An 18,609-nucleotide genomic window follows, 5' to 3' on the forward strand; every position below is an offset into this window, starting at 1 on the left:
TGTAGGAACGGCACTGGCCGTCACGCCGCAGACCTGCCCTCGAACGCTCGCCGCAGGACCTCCACGTCCAGCTTCACCATCTTCATCATGGCTTGCCAAGCGCGGGCGGCGGCAGCCTTGTCAGGGCTCGACAGGTACTCGAACATCACCTTCGGCACCACCTGCCAGGCCACGCCCCAGCGATCCCTGAGCCAGCCGCACTGCTCTTCCTTGGCGCCATGAGCGAGGAACGCATTCCAGACGCTGTCGACCTCAGCCTGGTCGTCGCAATGGATCATCAGCGAGATCGCGTGCGTGTATTCCATCTTCATGCCGCCGTTGAGCGCGACCAGCGGCTGCCCGGCCACCGTGAACTCGACGACCAGCACCGAGCCCTCCTTGCCGGATGGGCCGTCCGAAACGTTGTGCTGAACGTGCGTGATCTCCGAATTCGGAACGAGCGAGACGTAGAACTTGGCGGCCTCCACGGCATCGCCGTTGAACCACATGCAGGGCACGAGCTTGGACATTGCGACTGCTCCTCTTCAGGCTTCGATCAGGCGTTCGCCATGGCGGGCTTCGCGGGGACGGCTGCCATGTCCAGCCAGTTCACGCCCCACATATGGCCATCCGGATCCTCAAAGCTGCGGCCATACATGAAGTCGTATTCGTCGACAGGGCTTGGATCGGCCACGCCGCCAGCAGCCTTGGCTCTACCGACGATATCGTCGACCTCGTTACGGCTCTCGGCGGACAGGCAGAACAGCGCCTGGTTCGAGGTCTTCGCATCCGCGATCGGCTTCGGCGTGAAATGACGGAATTTATCGTGGGTCGTCAGCATGACGTAGATGGTCTCGGAAAAGACCATGCAGCTAGCCGTGTCATCGCTGAATTGCGGGTTCCTGGTCGCGCCGATCGCCTCGTAAAAGGCGGTCGCACGCTTGAGGTCGGTCACCGGCAGATTGAGAAAAATCATCCTGGGCATCGGAAGCTCCTTGGGGGTTCTGCCCAAGGACGGATGGCTGGGCGGCCATCCGACAGCGCTTCCGGATATTTTTTAGACCGTGCCTGCGGGGTCTGGTCGCACCGAACCCGTGTGGTCCTCGATGTTACTTCTTTTCGTTCGGATCCCGATGCACGGGGTCGATCCACAGCACGGTCTCGGGCTTCTCGACCGGTTCGATGTCGAGATTGATCGCAACCGCCTCGCCATCGCTGCGCACCAGCACGCATTCCAGCACCTCGTCGGGGCTGGCGTTGATCTCCTGATGCGGCACGTAGGGCGGCACAAAGATGAAATCGCCGGGGCCGGCCTCGGCGGTGAACTGCAGGCTCTCGCCCCAGCGCATCCGCGCCTTGCCCTTCACCACGTAAATGACGCTCTCGAGATGGCCGTGGTGATGCGCGCCGGTCTTGGCGTCGGGCTTGATGCTGACGGTGCCGGCCCACAATTTCTGCGCACCGACGCGGGCGAAATTGATCGCGGCCGCACGGTCCATGCCGGCGGTCGACGGCACGTTGGTATCGAGTTGATTGCCGGGAATGACGCGCACGCCGTCATGTTTCCAGCGATCATCGTGGTGATCGTGGTCATGGTGAGAATGGCTGTGGTCATGGCCGGTCATTGATCTTGCTTTCTGCTGGTTCTGTGCGCGCGAAACTAACCAAAGCCGGCCTATCAAGCCATACAAAAATCGGAACTCTCATAGCTGCCCAGCGTTGTCATTGCGAGCAATCTGGAAGGAGAGAGTTTCATGGGTAGCACCAGCGACAAGATCAAGGGCAACGCCAACGAAGTCATTGGCAAGGCGAAGCAGGGCATCGGCGAAGCCACCGGTTCCGAGCGTCTTCAGGGAGAAGGCGCGGTCCAGGAAGTCAAGGGCAAGGGCCAGAAGGCCATGGGCGATGCCAAGGATGCAGCAAAGGAAGCGATCGATCGCGCCGCTGCGGCGGCCCGTCGCACCACCGAGTAAACTGCGTTGGACTGAAAGCGAAAAGACCGGCCGAAAGGCCGGTCTTTTTGTTTAGCAAGTCATTCCGGGGCGCGATGCGAACCCGGGACGGCTGCGCCGTTATTTCACGCCGAGCAATTCCACATCGAACATCAGCGTCGCGTTCGGCGGGATGACGCCGCCGGCGCCGCGCGCGCCATAGCCGAGCTGTGGCGGGATGATCAGCGTGCGCTTGCCGCCGACCTTCATCGTGGCAACACCCTCATCCCAGCCGGCGATGACGCGGCCCTTGCCGATCGGGAATTCGAAGGGCTCGTTACGATCGACGGACGAGTCGAATTTCTTGCCCTTCTGGCCGTTTTCATAGAGCCAGCCGGTATAGTGCATCACGCAAATCTGGCCGGGCTTCGGCGAGGCGCCGGTGCCGACGACGCTATCGGTGATCTGCAATCCTGAAGCTGTGGTCATGGTCTTTCCTGCGGTCTGGGCCGAGGCCGTGGTGGAAACGAATGTCGACACAGCGCCGATCGACGTGATCGCGAATGCCGACATGATGGCGAGGAGCACGCGCTGGAAACGCTGCATAAGGCACCTTCCGTTTGAGGCGGGAGGTGTCTAGCGCAAGGCCGATGCCGTTTCCACCCCTTAAACTTCGATATTTTCCAGCCGCACAGGGAGCTTGCGGATACGCTGGCCGGTGGCGTGATAGATGGCATTGCAGATCGCCGCATTGGTGCCGACATTGGCGAGTTCGCCGAGCCCCTTTGCGCCGGCCGGGTTGATGTGATCATCCTGTTCGGAGAGCAAGATCACCTCGACGCCGGGGACATCTGCATTCACGGGCACGAGATAGTCGGCAAAGTTGTCGTTGACGTAACGTGCGGTGCGCTCGTCGATCTCGGTGGCTTCGAGCAGCGCCGAGGACATGCCCCAGATCAGGCCGCCCATCAGCTGACTGCGGGCCGTGCGCGGATTCATGATGCGGCCAGCCGCAAACGCTCCGACCAGGCGGGGCGCGCGGATCTCGTGCGTGAAGCGGTTGACTCTGACCTCGACGAATTCGGCGCCAAAGGCATAGGCAATCTTGTCCTTCATGGCCGCACCGCCGACGAGCCGCGCGTGCCCGCTGTGCATCGCCTTGAAGGAATCCAGCGGCGCGCCTTCCGGCTTCCACTCACCATATTCCTCGACCACGCCGGCACCGAGAGCGTCGAACGCTTTCTCCAGATCGAGCGGGCGATCGCTCCTGGCCGCCTCTGTCGATGGGGTCTGCCCCATGCCGACCGTTTCCTTGGCCTTGTCCGCGAGGCTCTCGTTCGGCATCAGCGCCTTGAACAGCCGCTGACGAACCTGGTCACACACCATCATCACAGCGGAGCAGGTGCTGGCCGTCGAATTCGATCCGCCTGCAACGGGGCCCGGCGGCAGGTCGCTGTCGCCAATGAAGACCGCGACCTTCTCCAGCGGCACACCAAGCCGCTCGGCGGCCGTCTGCGCAAGGATCGTATAGGCGCCCGTGCCGATCTCGTGGCCGGCGATCTCGACGCGGGTACGGCCGTCGCGCTGCAGGCGAACGCGCGCTGCCGCGGGAGCCATCTGCGTCGGATAGCAAGTGGCCGCGCAGCCGTAGCCGATCAGCCAATCACCATCGGACATCGATTTCGGCGCCGCTGAGCGCTGCGCCCAGCCGAAAGCCTTTGCGGCTTCATCGAAACACGCCATCAGCGAGCGCGATGTGTAGGGTTTGCCGCCGATCGGCTCATTGGTCGTGTCGTTGATGCGGCGGAGCTCGACCGGATCCATGTTCAGCTTCACAGCCAGCTCATCCATCGCGCTCTCCAGTGCAAACAGATAGGGCACCTCCGGCGGCGAGCGCATGAAGCCGGGCGTGTTGCGGTCGGCGCGCACGATCGACACGAGACTGTCGACATTCGGGCAGGCATAGAGCCGCGTCGTGGTCTTGGTACCGCCGACGCAATAGGGGTCGGCGCGCGAGGAGACCTCCGCGCCTTCATGTCTGAGCGCGACCAGCTTGCCGGTCCGGCTCGCGCCGAGCTTGATCTCGTGGCGGGTCTCGGCGCGATAGGTGGCAATGGTAAAGCCTTGGTCGCGGGTCGGGACCAGCTTGATCGGCCGGTTCAGCCGCTTCGCGATGCCGGCAATGATCGCAGTTCTCGGTGTCATCGAACCGCGCGAGCCAAAGCCGCCGCCGACATAGGGATTGACCACCCGCACCTTGTCGGCATCAATGCCGAGCTGTTCGGCGACGCCGTTCTTCAAGCCGTAGACATATTGGCTGGGTTCATAGATGACGAGAGTGTCGCCCATCCAGGCACAGCTCGTCGAAAACGGCTCCATCGGATTGTGGTGCTGCGTCGGCGTCTCGTAGGACGCAGTGAGCTGGACCTCGGCCTCGTCGAACGCCTTGGCAAAGTCGCCGACCTTCGGGTCTTCCTTGAATTGCGCGTTCTGGCCTTTCGCCGCAGCTTTCGTCGTTCCCTGCGAGTCGAAGCTCGCACTCGGGGTTACGGCTGAGTAGTTGACCTTGACGCGATTGGCGGCCTCGCGCGCAGCCTCGTAGCTCTCGGCTATAACCACCGCGATGATCTCGCCGTCATGGGCGATGTCGGCCGATTTTAACGGCTGAATCGTGGTTCCGGCATAGCCGCCATTGCTGAAGAGTTTTGACTCCTTCAGTTTTGGCGCGTTCTCGTGCGTGACGATGTCGATCACACCGCGGACACGCTCGGCATCTTCAAGGTCGAAACTGTTGATGCGGCCCTTGGCAATCGCGCTGGTGACGAGGAACGCATAGGCCGGATTGTCCAGCGGCATGTCGGACCCGTAGGTCGCCCGCCCCGTGACTTTTGCAACCGCATCATAGCGCGGTACCGGCTTGCCCATATTCGCTTTCGGCTCGGGAGCGGCAGCGGTCATGGTCATATCTCCATCATTACGGCCTGTTGCAGCGCGCGCATCACCACGCGCTTGCCGAGCGCAATCTTGAAGCCGTTGTGCTGGCGTCCCCTGGCGTCAGCGAATGCAGCATCGGCGGCGCGCTGCGCCAGACCGTCATCGAATTTTTGCCCCTTGAGCTGCGCCTCCGCCTCGCGGGCGCGCCACGGCACGGTAGCGACGCCGCCGAGCGCCACCCGCGCGTCCCGGATCGTCCCGTCCTGCACGTCCAGCGCAACGGCGGCCGAGGATAGCGCGAACTCATAGGACTGTCGGTCGCGCGCCTTCAGGTAAACCGAGCGCGGCCAGCGGCCGGGAATAAGAAAGGCCGAGATCAGCTCGCCGGGCTGAAGCGTAGTCTCGATCTCGGGCGAATTACCCGGCGCCTTGTGCAGCTCCGCAAACGGCATGCTGCGAGTCCCGGATCTGCCGGTAACCTCGACCGTGGCATCCAGCGCGATCAGCGCCTGGGCGAAATCGCCGGGGTAGGTCGCGATGCACTGATCGGAGATGCCGAGCACCGCATGCATGCGGTTGACGCCGTCCATGGCCGCGCAGCCGGAGCCGGGATTGCGCTTGTTGCAATTCTCATAGGAGACGTCGCGAAAATAGCTGCAACGCGTCCGCTGCATCACGTTGCCGCCGAGTGTCGCCATGTTGCGCAGCTGGGCGCTGGCCGCGAGCTTCAGGGAATTAACGATGACCGGATAGTTGCGCAGGATCTCGCCATGCTCCGCGACATCGGACATCTTTGCGAGCGCGCCGAGCCGCAGGTTCTCGCTGCCAGGCTCGATCGCCGACCAGCCTTGCGCGAGCGGATTGATGTCGATGATCGCGGTGGGCCGCATCACGTCGAGCTTCATCAGATCGATCAGCGTGGTGCCGCCGGCGAGCGGCTGGGCTGAGGCCTGCGTTAACGGCTTGCTGGCGGCCGCAGCGGCGCTTAGCGCCTGCACGGCCATGTCAGGGTCTGTGGCCCTCTGGTAGGAAAATGGTCGCATGCGCCTAGCCTTTCACGATCTCGGGCGCGGCCTGCTTCACCGCAGCGATGATGTTGGGATAGGCGGCACAGCGGCAGATATTTCCGCTCATGTATTCGCGGATGTCGGCATCGGTGCCCGCATGTCCCTCCTTGACGCAGGCAATCGCCGACATGATCTGGCCCGGTGTGCAATAGCCGCATTGGAACGCGTCATTATCAACGAAGGCCTGCTGCATCGGGTGCAGACGGTCGTTGGTGGCAAGGCCTTCGACGGTCGTGATCTCCTGTCCTTCAGCGGCCAGCGCGAGCGTCAGGCACGACACCACGCGGCGATCGCCGATCAGCACCGTGCAGGCACCGCACTGGCCGTGGTCGCAACCTTTCTTGCTGCCGGTAAGCTTGAGATGTTCGCGAAGCGCGTCGAGCACCGTGGTACGTGCATCGAGGCTCAGGCGCTTGTCCTGGCCGTTCACGCGCAGCGTGACGTCAACGGGAAGCGCCGGATCCTGCACCGCAGGCGCTCGTGCCTCCTGCGCGGTCGCGCGCGCGGTCAGCGGAACAAGCGCGCTGCCGGCAGCACCTGCCATGAAGGCGCGCCTGTCGAATCCAGATGATTGGGAACTTGAGATATCGGACATGGACGGCCTCCGCCGCTTCGAAAACAAAGCAGCGCACGCCTGCGCCGCTCACCGCCCACCAACTTGGGGCCATGAGCTCCGTTCCGAACGGGAAAGGGCGACGCTGCCGATGCCGCGTCGCCCTCCGTCAACTTTTCCTGATCTTGTCGCGAGGAACCTCGCGCGACGCTCAGTACCCGAGCGCGCAACCGTCCTTGCGCGGATCGGAACCGCCGGTCAGCGTGCCCTTGTCCCAATCGATCCAGATCGCCTGGGCACCGCCGAGCGGGCCGACCACGCTGGTGGTCTTGTGGCCAAGCTTTTGCAAGCCTTCGACAACCGCAGCGGGCACGCTGTCTTCGAGCTGATAATGGCCCTCGTAATGCAGGCCGCGCGGCATGTCGATTGCTTCCTGTACGTCGCAGCCATAGTCGAGGATGTTGGTCAGCAGATGGGTCTGCCCGGTCGGCTGGTACTGGCCGCCCATCACCGCGAACGACATCGTGGAACGACCGCCCTTGGTGAGCAGGCCCGGCATGATCGTGTGCAGCGGACGCTTGCCGCCTTCGATGCAATTGGGATGGCCTGGCTGGATCCGGAAGCCGCCGGCGCGGTTCTGGAACAGCACACCCGTCTTGTTGGAAACGATGGCCGAGCCGAAGGAATGCGCGACCGAATTGATGAACGAGCAGACGTTGCGGTCCTTGTCCACCACCGTGATGTAGATGGTCGAGGGATTCATCGGCGGCGCGACATTGGGGAGGTCCAACATGCCGTCCATGCGGATCTTGCTGATATACTCGTCGGCAAAGCCCTTCTCGAGCATCTCGGCGACGTTGATCTTCATGTGGTCGGGAGAGGCAACATGCATCTCGCGGTTCATGTAGGCGATGCGCGCAGCTTCCGCCTCGAGATGGAAGCGCTCGACGCTCACGGGCGCGTACTTGGTCAGGTCGAAGCGCGACAGGATGTTGAGCATCAACAGCGCGGTGACGCCAGGGCCGTTCGGCGGGCACTGCCAGACGTCGTAGCCCTTGTACATGGTGCCGATCGGGGTTGTCGTTTCGGTGATATGGGCGGCGAAATCGTCGAGCGTGTGCAGGCCGCCGATGCCGCGCAGGGTCTCGACCATATCCTCCGCGATCGCACCCTCGTAGAAGGCGTCGCGGCCATCCTTGGCGATCGCGCGCAGCGTCTTGCCGAGCTCGGCCTGGCGGATGACGTCGCCGGCGACCGGCGGCTTGCCGCCAGGCAGCAGGTAGCGCACCGTGTTGGTACCGTTCTTCAGCTTCTCGAACTGGTTCTTCCAGTCGAAGGCGATGCGGGGCGCGACGACGTAGCCTTCCTCCGCCGCCTTGATCGCGGGCTGGAGCAGCCGGTCGAAGCCGAACTTGCCATGGTCGCGCAGCACGGTGGCGAAGGCGTCGATCACTCCGGGAATGGACACCGCATGCGCGGAGGTCAGCGGTACCGAGGTCATCTTGCGCTCGAGATACCAGTCGGCGTTGGCGGCCTTCGGCGCGCGGCCGGAGCCGTTATAGGCGATGATCTTGCCCTCGCCGCGCGGCTGGATCAGCGCGAAGCAATCGCCGCCGATGCCGGTCGACTGCGGCTCGATCACGCCGAGCAGGGCAGAACCCGCCACCGCCGCATCCACAGCCGTGCCGCCCTCGCGCAGCACCTCGATCGCGGCAAGGGATGCCTGCGGATGCGAGGTCGCCACCATCGCGTTGGTGGCGTGGACCGTGGACCTGCCGGGGAAATGGAAGTTTCTCATCGAAGTTTTGCTCTCTCAGACCGTGGGCGCGCGCCGCGCCGTCTCGGAAAAACCGGGCCTTCATGACACATTCCAGGGCGTCCGGGCAATGCTGGCATACCAGGGAAATGGCTGCCATTCGCCGGGAATAGAGCTGTTCGTTGCGGGTTTTCTGGGCGCCGGCCGCCTGCTAAACGGGCGCATGATTTACAAGGTCTGCGCCTTCTACCAATTCGCCGCCCTGCCCGACTACCGCGAGCTGCGCGAGCCGCTGCGCGCGTTCTGTGCCGGCCTGTCCCTCAAGGGCAGCGTGCTGCTGGCACAGGAGGGCATCAACGGCACCATCGCCGGGGCGCCCGACGCGATTGACGCCTTCGCCCATGAGCTCGCACATGGGCCGATGTTCGGCGGTCGGCTGAACAATCTCGAACTGAAGTGCTCGACTGCCGAAGCAATGCCGTTTGGCCGGCTCAAGTTGCGGCTGAAGAAGGAGATCGTCACGCTTGGCGATACAGCCGCCGATCCGACAAGGCAGGTCGGCATTTATGTCGATGCTGCGGAATGGAATGCGCTGATCGCCTCGCCCGATACGCTGGTGCTCGACACCCGCAACGCCTTTGAGGTGGCGATGGGGACATTCGAGGGCGCGGTCGACCCTGACATCAAGAGTTTTGGCCAGTTCAAGGACTTTGCCGCGCAAAAGCTCGATCCCGCCAAGCATCGCAAGATCGCGATGTTCTGCACCGGCGGCATCCGCTGCGAGAAGGCGAGCGCGCATCTGCTCGCGCGGGGCTTTGCCGAGGTCTATCACCTCAAGGGTGGCATCCTGAAATATCTGGAAGAGGTGCCAGAGGCGCAGAGCCGCTGGCGTGGCGAATGTTTTGTGTTCGACGAGCGTGTCGCGCTTGGCCACGGCCTGCAAGAAATTGGTCTGCGCGAACGGGACAAGGACGTCGCACGTGACGAATGACATCAAGACGCTCACTGAGCGCATCGACGCCCTGGAGATGCGCCTCGCCTATCAGGACGACACCATCGAGACGCTGAACCAGACCATCACCGCGCAATGGAAGCAGGTCGATGCGCTGATGCGGAAGGTCACAGAGCTCGGCGAGCGGTTGCAGGAAGCCGAGACCAATGCGCCGGGCCCCGCCAACGAGCGCCCGCCGCATTATTGAGCTGACGCCCGCCTACTGGCCAGATGCCTTGCGCAGCAGGTTCGCGACCTCGCCCGACATCATCAGGCGATCGCGGCCGGCATCCTTGGCGGCGTAGAGTGCGCGGTCGGCGGCCTCCACCAGCGAGCTCGTGCCCGCGGTCCGCTCCACCGCAGGCCGGCAAGCCGCGCCGCCAACCGAGACGGTGACGCAGGGCCCTGCCGGATTGGAGGCATGAACCAGGCCGGCATCGTGGATGGCGTTGCGGATCCGCTCACCGAGCCGGGCGCAGCCGGCGGCATCGGTGTTCGGCAGCAACATGGCGAATTCCTCGCCGCCGTAGCGGGCTGCGAGATCGCCGACCCGTTGCACCTCGGCCGCGATGGTTTTTGCCACCACGCGCAGGCAGGCGTCGCCCGCGGGATGGCCATATTCGTCGTTGTAGGCCTTGAAGTGATCGACGTCGATCATCAAGAGGCCAAGGCTGGAGCGATCACGATATGCGCGCGCCCATTCCTCCTTCAGCCGCTCGTCGAAGCGGCGGCGATTGGCCAGCCCGGTGAGGCTGTCCTCGATCGCGAGGGTCTCGAGCCTTGTCTCCAGATTCTTCTGCTCGGTGATGTCGCGCGAGATCGCGACCACGCCGTCGACACTGCCGTTCTCCTTGCGCGTCACGCGCATGGTCGATTCCAGCCAGACCTCGGACTTCTGCCGATGCGTGTTGCGGTAAGTGACGCGCGCTTCTTCCGCGTCGCCACGCTTCATGGCATCGACGATGGCCTGGACGTGCGGGCGGTCTTCCGGATGGATTCCCGCGAGCGCCTCCGTGCCGATCAGCTGGTTGGGTCGCCAGCCGACGACGCGGTTGGACGACGGCGAAACATAGCGCAGCCGCTCGTCGAGCCCGATGCGGGTGACCATGTCGCTGGAGCCTTCCGCGAGCAGGCGGAAATGCGCCTCCTTCTCGATCAGGGCCGCCGCCATGCGCTGGCCGCGCTGCAACTGCCGCACCAACACGGCGCCGATGATCGCGATCAGCATCACCAGCGCGAGCACGTACAGCATGCGCGAGATCGCCGCAGCCCGCCACGGCGCGAGCAATTCGTCCTTGTCGACGGTTGCGAGCAGCACGAGCGGATAACGGCCGGAGCGCTTGAAGAAGCTGACGCGCTCGGCCCCATCCAGCGGCGAGGTGAAATGATAGGCGCCGCTCGGCCGCTGCAGGCTGGCGTCGCGGAACAGCGGCGTATCGCCGACATTTCGGCCGACGAACTTTTCGTTGTTCGGATTGCGCGCGATGATCGAGCCGTCGCCGTACATCAGCGTCACGGAGCTGTTGCGGCCGATCTCGAACTGCTCGTAGAAGTGCGATAGATAGCGAGAGCCGATGGCCGCGAGCACCACGCCGCCAAAGCTTCCGTCCGCCTTGTTGAACCGCCGCGACAGGGTCACGACCCATTCGCCGTCCACGAGGCTCTTCACGGGGTGGCCAATATAGGCCTCGCGCTTGGGCGAGAGCTGGTGGTGACGGAAGAAGGCGTCGTCGCTGAGCGTCGAGGCGATCGTCCCGGGCGAAGTCAGCCAGTTGCCCTTGTCGTCGATGATGGCGAGGCTATGGACCCGGTCGATCGCCTTCTTGCGCGCCTCGAGCAGGTTGCGCAGCTTGCCGATCGTGGCGGGATCGGCGCCATCCATCTCGAGACGGCTGACGACGCCGACGACGCCGGAATCCAGGAGATCGAGGCTGTCCTCGGCATGCTGCGTCAACGAGCGGGCGACGTTCGCCATCTCGGTTTCGGCGCCCTTGAGCACCTGATCGCGCGCGGCCCATTCACGCCAGCCGCTGACGCCGAGGATCGCGACGCAGGTGAGCACGACGAACGCCGCCGCGCGCAACGGCAAGCGGCTCCATCCGGCTCTCTGTGAGGCGAGGTTCATGCGGCAGAAATCTCCGATCGCCGGAAACTCTGCCGCTTCTGTTATTGAACCCTGAAGCGCTGACAGGGATTCGCATTCATCTACGGGTTTTTCCGTACTCCTACGGACCGGGGTTTCCGCAGATCACTAACAAGGTCTTAGCAAGCCTATCGGAAACTGGCGGTCCCTAGCTGAAGATCGCCTTGACCTTGTCCCACAGCGAGGGATTGTCGGCGTCAGCATCGGCCTTCGAGGGCGTCGGCTGCGCGGCGCTGACGGGATCGGAGGCGGGGAAGGTATCCTCCAACCCGGTGTCGAGCTTGGCGTGGCGATCGGCCGCGAGGGCTTCGCGCAAGTCCTCGGCGTGCTTGTCATGCGGCGCGGGATCGAATGTCTGGGCCATGGAATTCCTCCTCCATTGGCGGGTCAACGCGGCGCATTTGCGCTGGTTCCCCTGTTCCGCTTCTGCCCGCGGCGGTGTATCAGGAACCTCAACTCTGCATCAGGACCATTCGTGCCCCAGTCTGCGACAAAGCCCTTCATCGACGTGCTCTCCGGCCAGCGGCAAGCCGTCCCGCCCCTGTGGATGATGCGGCAGGCGGGCCGCTATCTGCCCGAATATCGCGAGGTGCGTGCCAAGGCGGGCGGCTTCCTCGATCTCTGCTTCAATCCGGAGCTTGCCGCCGAAGTCACGCTACAGCCGATCCGAAGGTTCGGCTTCGATGCGGCGATCATCTTCTCCGACATTCTGGTGATCCCCTACGCGCTCGGTCGCTCGGTGCGCTTCGAGGTCGGCGAAGGTCCGCGGCTCGAGCCGCTCGACGATCCCGCCAAGGTCGCAACGCTCGCCGCGCGGGCCGACTTCGGCACGCTGCATCCGGTGTTCGAGGCGCTCAAGATCGTGCGCGCCGCGCTTGATCCGAAGATCGCGCTGATCGGCTTCTGCGGCGCGCCGTGGACGGTTGCGACCTACATGGTCGCGGGCCACGGCACGCCCGACCAGGCGCCGGCGCGGATGATGGCCTACCGGCATCCCGAGGCGTTCGCGAAGATCATCGACGTCCTCGTCGAGAACTCGATCCACTATCTGCTGGCGCAACTCGAGGCCGGCGCCAACGCCTTGCAGATCTTCGACACCTGGGCCGGCGTGCTGCCGCCGGCCGAATTCGCGCGCTGGTCGACCGAGCCGACGCGCCGCATCGTCGAAGGCGTCCGCGCCAAGGTACCTGACGCGAAGATCATCGGCTTCCCCCGCGGGGCCGGCGCGCAGCTGCCTGGTTATGTCGAGGCCACCGGTGTCAACGCCGTCAGCATGGACTGGACCGCCGAGCCCGCCTTCATCCGCGAGCGCGTGCAGAGCAAGGTCGCCGTGCAGGGCAATCTCGATCCGCTGGTGCTGATCACGGGCGGCGCGGCACTCGACCGCGCAATCGACGACGTGCTGGCGAACTTTGCGCAAGGGCGCTTCATCTTCAATCTCGGCCACGGCATCCAGCCGGAGACGCCGATCGCCCATGTCGAGCAGATGATCAAACGCGTGCGGGGGTGAAAACAAAAGCCGCGGAAACAACCCCATGCACAGTACAAATCATTGAAGAATTTTGCACCGCGCCTATTTTGTATTTTCCGAATATCGTTTGACGCGTCGGGCAAAACAGGTGTACGATGGCATCATCCCGCCGATCGTCATTTCGCAGGCTGCCAGCGACCGGGCGACGCCAGACCTTTGAGAATCTCTCGGGCACGCCTCATTGAAAAATCATATGCTGCCCGATCGAAGCACGGACTTCCCCGCATCATGTAGCCGTGGCGCACGTCGGGAAGGATGTGTACGTCGACGTTTTCCATGCGCATCGCTACGTCGCGATACGCCTCCAGCACCTCGATCGGCGCGCGGTCGTCCTTGTCGCCCCAAATCAGACAAACCTGCTGGCGAACCCCGACAAGCTCGTCAAGATAATCCAGCATCTGAGATCCGTGGCAGCAGATACCGGCAGCATAGCCAAGCCGCTTGGGTCCGAGAATCGCATACGGACCGCCGTAGCAAAATCCCATAACCGCCGCCTGGCCATTGAACTCAGGGATTGTGCCGAGGTGTCTCAAGGTGTCGATCATATCCTCTTCGCCGACCTTGATTTGCTCCAGGCGCGGCTGCGCGCGCTGCGCCGCGCGCGGGTCGCTTCGGGACAGCGGACCGGCAATCGAACGCCAGAACAGATCCGGCACTGCTACGATGAAGCCGTATCCCGCCAGCTCGTCGGCGATAGCGATCATGTCGGCATCCACGCCGTGAATGGCGCAAGCCAGCACAATTGCAGCAACCGCCGTTTCAGTCTCGGGCGCGACCAGATAACAATCGAACGCGCCGCCGCCTTTCGCGCGGACCTTTCCGAACCTTCCATGCATGCAAGACTTCCCGCGCTACTCCGGTCGGATCTTCGCGAGGCTGATCACTTTGGCCCACTTCTCGGTTTCAGCGGCCATCAGCTTGCCGAAATCGGCGGGCGAACCGCCCAGTTCCGTCGCATCAAGGGTGCGCAGGCGCATCCTGAAACCGGGATCGGCCAGAGCGGCATTGGCTTCCATGTTGAGCCTGTCGATCATCGCGGCCGGGGTGCCTTTCGGCGCACCGATGCCGAACACCGAACTCGCTTCATAGCCGGGCACGAACTCGCCGATAGCCGGCACATCCGGCAACGCCTGGGATCGCGCCGCTGTCGTTATCCCGAGTGCGCGTAGCTTGCCGCTTCCGATGTATCCAATCGATGGCGCCAGGTTGACAAAGACGACCTGCACCTGCCCGCCGAGCAGATCCGTAATTGCGGGCGCCACGCCTCGATAGGGCACATGTTGAAGATCGAGCCCGCCGGCGGCCTGCTTGAACAGCTCCGCGGCGATATGCGTGATCCCGCCGACGCCGCCCGAACCATACGAGAGCCTGCCCGGATTGGCCTTGGCATAGGCGATGAACTCCGGAATCGTATGGGCAGGAACCGACGGGTGTATGACCATCACCAGGGCGCCGCGGGTCAGACCGACGACCGGCGCGATATCCTGCAGGAAATTGAAATCGAGATTTTCATAAAGCGTGGCATTGATCGCGTTGGGAGAGCCGACCAGCAGGAGTGTGTAGCCGTCGGGAGGCGCGCGCACGACCGCCTCGGTGGCGAGATTGCTCCCTGCTCCCGGCCGGTTCTCGACGATGAATTGCTGGCCGAGCCGCTCCGACCACCACTCCCCGAGCAGGCGCGCGAGAATGTCGTTTGGGCCGCCGGCGGCAAAGCCGACCATGATCCGGACCGGCCGGGCGGGATAAGTCTGCGCCCAGGCCGGGCCTGAGAGCAGCGCCGGTGCGGCCACTCCCGCTGCAAAGCATAGAAATCGACGTCGGGAGGGAATCATAGGCTTTGCTCCGTCGAACCGGCACCCGCGCGGGCTCTCGTCGACGGCCGAGGATAGTTGATGCTGTCATAAGCGCATAAGGCTATTGTCTGATGAGGTCATCTCAAGACGGAAATGGGTGCTCCCATGCAGATGAGCGATCGCATCGGAAAGCGAATGAAGCTGCAGGACCTGCATGTGCTGATGACGGTGGTGCAGGCCGGCAGCATGGGCAAGGCGGCGCTCATGCTCAACACGACCCAGCCCAACGTTTCGCGATCGATCGCGGAACTGGAGCATGCGTTTGGCGTCCGCTTGCTGGATCGCCACCGGCGCGGAATCGAGCCGACCGAGTGCGGTCGCGCCCTGATCGATTGCGGCGCAGCCGCCTTCGACGAACTGCGCCGGGGCGTGAAGAGCATCGAATTCCTGGCCGACCCCACCGCTGGAGAAGTGCGGATCGGGAGCACGGCCTTTCTGGCGGCGAGCTTCGTTTCCGCGCTCGTCGACCGGCTCTCCCGGCGTCATCCGCGGATCAAGTTTGAGCTCGTAACCGGCTACATCGAGACATTGCACCGCGAGTTGAGCGAACGCAAAGTCGATCTGCTGTTCGTGCGGAGCAGCGGCTCGATGACCGACGAGCGATTGCATTTCGAGTTTCTTTTTGAAGATCGCTACGTCATCGCGGCAGGCGCGAAAAATCCATGGACGCGTCGGCGCAATATCCAGCTCCCGGATCTGGCGGAGGAGCGTTGGGTGCTTCCGCCGCGGGAGAGCGTGATCGGCTCCATCATCACGCAAGCCTTTCTGGCCCGAGGCCTCGCGTATCCCCAGGCAACGGTGGTCACCGATTCCCCCCACATGCGGGTCAGCTTGCTGGAGACGGGGCGGTTCATCACGGTTTTCCCGGCTTCGGCGCTGAAATTTCTCGCCAGGGAGGCCACGCTCAAGGTCTTGCCCATCGAACTGCCGGCGGCCCGTCGACCGAACGGGATGGTCACGATCAAGGACCGCGCCGTCAGCCCGGTTGTGCAGCTCGTCATCGACAGCGCCCGTGAACTCGCAAAGCCGATGGCGAAACGGAAGTGACGGACCAGATGTCTGCTTGTGGGACCCTTAGCTGACTTTCCTCAAGCATTGCGGAATGGACCGGTTTTGACCCAAGGCGGACCTCCGAGGTCACCCTAATTTGGCTGGTCGAGCATAACGGCCTATGATCAAATGTTCTTTCGGACGGGACAACGTCGGGCAGGTGGATGAGACGGCGGGAATTCATCGCAGGCTGTTTCGCCGGATCAGTTGCGTTGTCTGGTATCTCCAGAGCGCAGCCGCCGGGAAAGAGGCGGATCGCCGTTGTGGCACCTTCCCGCTCGATTGAAAGTCTCAGGACAAACTCTTACAATCGGGCTTTCCTCGATGAGCTTGCGCGTCTGGGATTTGCCGAAGGGCAGAATCTTGTCATTGAGCGCTATTCGGGAGGCGGCGATATGGATCGCTATCCTGAGTTGGCCAGAACGGTTGTAAGCACCAATCCAGAAGCAATCCTGACCTCAGCCGGTCCTATGACCCTCGCTCTCAGGGCAGCAACACAGAGCATTCCAATAGTCACCATCATTGGTGACCCTGTCGTCTGGGGGCTTGCGGCAAGCCTCGCGCGACCGGGAGGAAACGTAACCGGCGTGACCGTCGACGCCGGGATAGAGCTTCATGGAAAGCGTCTGGGGCTTCTTCGAGAGATAAGGCCTAACGGTTCGCGAGTCGCCTATCTTTCGTCTTCGCAGGCTTGGAAGCAACCTCAAGCCTCTATGGTTCGGGAGGCGGCACAATCGTCCAAGCTGTCGCTTTCACAGGTAGACCTCGGAAGCGATCTGGACGATGCGGCCTATGAAACTGCCTTCGCCTCAACCGACTGGACCAAGATCGACATGCTACTGGTCTCGGACGAGCCGGAGCACTTGTCTCACGGCAAGACGCTCGTCGATCTGGCCACTCGTACTCGTCTCCCCGCCTGCTATCCCTTTCACGATCTCGTCGTGGCGGGAGGGCTGATGGCTTATTATCGCGATTTGCCTGATGCGTTTCGGCAGATGGCCGCTCAGATGGCGCAGATATTATCCGGCCAAAGCCCCACCGAAATTCCGTTCCGGCAACCGACCGCTTTCCGCCTATCGCTTAATACCAAAGCGGCGCAAAAAATTGGCATCACTCTACCGCAGACGTTGCTCATCAGCGCCAACGAGGTGATCGAATAGTGGCATTGCACGAGTCCGGAAGTGGCCCATCGCGTCAGTTAGTCCGATGCAGCGATTTGTCTGGAGTGGGGGTAAGGCCGACCCGCCGGCTGAGCGCCCGGACTTCTCAGTTTGACCCAAAGCGGATATCCAATGCACCACGCCCCGAGACTAATTGCTTACCATTTCCCACTCTCCGCTACGTCGCGAAATGATAGAATAAGAGTCCTCGTTGGGTGGGCTTATAGGGGGATGTGTGCGGCGGCGCGGCGTCATCCAGCTCTTGGTCGGCGGTGGCGCGGCTTTGTGGCCCGCCGTTGCACGCTCGCAAAAACCCACGAAGATGAAGCGGATTGCAATGGTTTCCGCAGGAACCCAGACGAACGCAATGAATAACGACAATAAATATTTCCGCGCCTTTTTCGAGGAGTTGGCTCAGCTTGGCTATGTGGAAAGCCAAAATCTCTCGGTGGAAAGATATTCCGCAGAGGGTCAACTTGACCGGTTTGCTGAACTTGCCCGCAACGTCGTCGCTACGCAGCCCGATCTGATCTACGCGATGTCTGGTCCCTTGGCACTTGTCTTTAAAGTGACAACGGCAACAATACCGATTGTCGCAATATCTGCCGATCCGATTGCACTTGGACTTGTCCCGAGCATTGCGCGATCCGGCAGTAATATTACAGGCGTTAGTGTAGATGCCGGAATCCAAATATGGGGCAAGCGTCTTGGGCTTCTGATCGAAGCTGCGTCGACACTCTCCAACACGCGTTTTCTTGCGTCGCAGTCACTATGGAAGAGGGCGTCAGGCTCGGGGGCGGCAGTCCAGGAGGCCGCGCGGCAGGCCGGAATAAAGCTGTCAGGCGCGCTGCTCACGATGATCAGCGAGCCAGCATACCGGCCGGTTTTTCAGTTGATGGAGCAAGAACGAGCGGATTCAATCGTCGTGTCGGACGAGCCTGAGCATCTTCCCTATCTCGGCTTGATTACGAAACTGGCCGCCAAGGCGCGAATTCCCGCGGTGTATCCTTATCGAGCGTTCGTCGACCTTGGCGGCCTGCTGGCTTATTCGACCGATCTACTGGATATTCAGCGGCGATGCGCCAACCTTGTGTATCGCATTCTCCAGGGAGACAATCCGGGAGACATTCCATTTTACCAGCAGACCCGCTTCGAGTTGGTCATAAATCTCAAGACCGCCAAGGCACTGGACCTTGCAATACCGGCAACACTACTCGCCAGGGCCGACGAAGTGATCGAATGACCGCTTCTGGCCCGTTCGAGACATGCCGGCAGGGTCTTACAATGTCCGTTGTCGGAGGCGGACCAGAACCTTCGCATCGCGAGTTCGCCAAGATCCAGCCAAAACAACTAAAGCGCGATGAGACTGGGATGAATCGTCATCGCGCTTTGGGTTGTTTTTTGAGCATGATCTTTTCGGAAAACCGCTGCACACTTTTCCGGATCATGCTCTAGCAGGCTGTTGAAAAAAGGCGCTCGCCGCCGACCGGTGACCGTGATTCATTGGCTCCGAAGAGAAGATTCGGAGATGGGACGTGCGCGGCGGGGACATTCGAACGGGCGAGCTGTTCAGCTACGTTGACTTGGAGGCGCGGGTCCGGCGCGATCATCCGCTGCGAGCGATCCGGACGATTGTGAACGAGGCGCTGTCGATGCTGGAG

19 protein-coding genes and 1 pseudogene are annotated in these 18,609 nt (G+C 62.7%); 8 read left to right on the forward strand and 12 right to left on the reverse strand.

The genetic code is table 11. The annotated features are described in order from the left end of the window. Positions 1-20: 20 nt before the first annotated feature. The 3 genes from L6639_RS37345 to L6639_RS37355 all read right to left on the reverse strand — a co-directional run bounded on the left by L6639_RS37345 (position 21) and on the right by L6639_RS37355 (position 1,604). The gene (locus L6639_RS37345) at positions 21-509 is read right to left on the reverse strand and encodes a VOC family protein (RefSeq protein WP_237866507.1); all 489 of its coding nucleotides are present in this window, start codon (positions 507-509) and stop codon (positions 21-23) included. Positions 510-535: 26 nt separating this feature from the next. Beyond that, positions 536-964: a VOC family protein gene (locus L6639_RS37350; RefSeq protein WP_237866508.1), complete on the reverse strand. Its 429-nt coding sequence runs from the start codon at positions 962-964 to the stop codon at positions 536-538. A gap of 124 nt (positions 965-1,088) precedes the next feature. After that, complete coding sequence (locus tag L6639_RS37355) at positions 1,089-1,604, reverse strand: cupin domain-containing protein (RefSeq protein WP_028134790.1); 516 nt, start codon at positions 1,602-1,604, stop codon at positions 1,089-1,091. Between the two features lie 129 nt (positions 1,605-1,733). On the opposite strand from L6639_RS37355, the gene L6639_RS37360 reads away from it, so the two are divergent. Continuing rightward, the gene (locus L6639_RS37360) at positions 1,734-1,952 is read left to right on the forward strand and encodes a CsbD family protein (protein WP_237866509.1); all 219 of its coding nucleotides are present in this window, start codon (positions 1,734-1,736) and stop codon (positions 1,950-1,952) included. 99 nt (positions 1,953-2,051) lie between these two features. On the opposite strand, the gene L6639_RS37365 is transcribed toward L6639_RS37360, so the two are convergent. From L6639_RS37365 to ggt, 5 genes are all read right to left on the reverse strand, one after another. Beyond that, the gene (locus L6639_RS37365; protein WP_237866510.1) at positions 2,052-2,516 is read right to left on the reverse strand and encodes an FKBP-type peptidyl-prolyl cis-trans isomerase; all 465 of its coding nucleotides are present in this window, start codon (positions 2,514-2,516) and stop codon (positions 2,052-2,054) included. Between the two features lie 60 nt (positions 2,517-2,576). Next, complete coding sequence (locus L6639_RS37370; protein WP_237866512.1) at positions 2,577-4,868, reverse strand: xanthine dehydrogenase family protein molybdopterin-binding subunit; 2,292 nt, start codon at positions 4,866-4,868, stop codon at positions 2,577-2,579. Between the two features lie 2 nt (positions 4,869-4,870). Beyond that, positions 4,871-5,887, reverse strand: coding sequence for an FAD binding domain-containing protein (locus L6639_RS37375; RefSeq protein WP_237866516.1), 1,017 nt, complete (start codon positions 5,885-5,887; stop codon positions 4,871-4,873). Between the two features lie 4 nt (positions 5,888-5,891). After that, complete coding sequence (locus L6639_RS37380; RefSeq protein ID WP_377819136.1) at positions 5,892-6,455, reverse strand: (2Fe-2S)-binding protein; 564 nt, start codon at positions 6,453-6,455, stop codon at positions 5,892-5,894. Between the two features lie 220 nt (positions 6,456-6,675). Continuing rightward, positions 6,676-8,262, reverse strand: coding sequence for a gamma-glutamyltransferase (ggt, locus tag L6639_RS37385; protein WP_237866518.1), 1,587 nt, complete (start codon positions 8,260-8,262; stop codon positions 6,676-6,678). 181 nt (positions 8,263-8,443) lie between these two features. On the opposite strand from ggt, the gene trhO reads away from it, so the two are divergent. Both trhO and L6639_RS37395 read left to right on the forward strand, forming a co-directional pair. After that, the gene (trhO, locus tag L6639_RS37390) at positions 8,444-9,211 is read left to right on the forward strand and encodes an oxygen-dependent tRNA uridine(34) hydroxylase TrhO (RefSeq protein WP_237866537.1); all 768 of its coding nucleotides are present in this window, start codon (positions 8,444-8,446) and stop codon (positions 9,209-9,211) included. After that, positions 9,201-9,419: a SlyX family protein gene (locus L6639_RS37395; RefSeq protein WP_237866520.1), complete on the forward strand. Its 219-nt coding sequence runs from the start codon at positions 9,201-9,203 to the stop codon at positions 9,417-9,419. Before trhO ends, L6639_RS37395 begins: the two co-directional genes overlap by 11 nt. A gap of 12 nt (positions 9,420-9,431) precedes the next feature. Here L6639_RS37395 and L6639_RS37400 read toward each other — a convergent pair whose 3' ends face one another. Together L6639_RS37400 and L6639_RS37405 are read right to left on the reverse strand one after the other, a co-directional pair. Beyond that, a complete protein-coding gene (locus L6639_RS37400) occupies positions 9,432-11,336 on the reverse strand; it encodes a diguanylate cyclase (protein WP_237866522.1) in 1,905 nt (634 codons plus the stop codon). A gap of 166 nt (positions 11,337-11,502) precedes the next feature. Further along, a complete protein-coding gene (locus tag L6639_RS37405; protein ID WP_237866523.1) occupies positions 11,503-11,718 on the reverse strand; it encodes a hypothetical protein in 216 nt (71 codons plus the stop codon). Between the two features lie 111 nt (positions 11,719-11,829). Here L6639_RS37405 and hemE point away from each other — a divergent pair, with 111 nt between their 5' ends. Beyond that, complete coding sequence (hemE, locus tag L6639_RS37410) at positions 11,830-12,864, forward strand: uroporphyrinogen decarboxylase (RefSeq protein WP_237866525.1); 1,035 nt, start codon at positions 11,830-11,832, stop codon at positions 12,862-12,864. A gap of 137 nt (positions 12,865-13,001) precedes the next feature. Here hemE and L6639_RS37415 read toward each other — a convergent pair whose 3' ends face one another. Further along, on the reverse strand, positions 13,002-13,721 hold the full coding sequence (locus tag L6639_RS37415; RefSeq protein ID WP_237866526.1) for a dienelactone hydrolase family protein: 720 nt from the start codon (positions 13,719-13,721) through the stop codon (positions 13,002-13,004). A gap of 15 nt (positions 13,722-13,736) precedes the next feature. After that, positions 13,737-14,714 (reverse strand): Bug family tripartite tricarboxylate transporter substrate binding protein, encoded by a 978-nt coding sequence (locus tag L6639_RS37420; protein WP_377802771.1) that lies wholly within the window; start codon positions 14,712-14,714, stop codon positions 13,737-13,739. A 159-nt stretch (positions 14,715-14,873) separates the two neighbouring features. On the opposite strand from L6639_RS37420, the gene L6639_RS37425 reads away from it, so the two are divergent. From L6639_RS37425 to L6639_RS43375, 4 genes and pseudogenes are all read left to right on the forward strand, one after another. Next, complete coding sequence (locus L6639_RS37425) at positions 14,874-15,785, forward strand: LysR family transcriptional regulator (protein WP_237866530.1); 912 nt, start codon at positions 14,874-14,876, stop codon at positions 15,783-15,785. Between the two features lie 215 nt (positions 15,786-16,000). Further along, on the forward strand, positions 16,001-16,948 hold the full coding sequence (locus L6639_RS37430) for an ABC transporter substrate-binding protein (protein WP_237866531.1): 948 nt from the start codon (positions 16,001-16,003) through the stop codon (positions 16,946-16,948). A gap of 235 nt (positions 16,949-17,183) precedes the next feature. Continuing rightward, positions 17,184-18,191: an ABC transporter substrate-binding protein gene (locus L6639_RS37435; RefSeq protein WP_237866533.1), complete on the forward strand. Its 1,008-nt coding sequence runs from the start codon at positions 17,184-17,186 to the stop codon at positions 18,189-18,191. Between the two features lie 292 nt (positions 18,192-18,483). Beyond that, positions 18,484-18,609: pseudogene (locus L6639_RS43375) on the forward strand (IS5/IS1182 family transposase); the annotation flags it as partial.

Source organism: Bradyrhizobium zhengyangense (genome assembly GCF_022012555.1).
Lineage (GTDB): Bacteria > Pseudomonadota > Alphaproteobacteria > Rhizobiales > Xanthobacteraceae > Bradyrhizobium > Bradyrhizobium zhengyangense.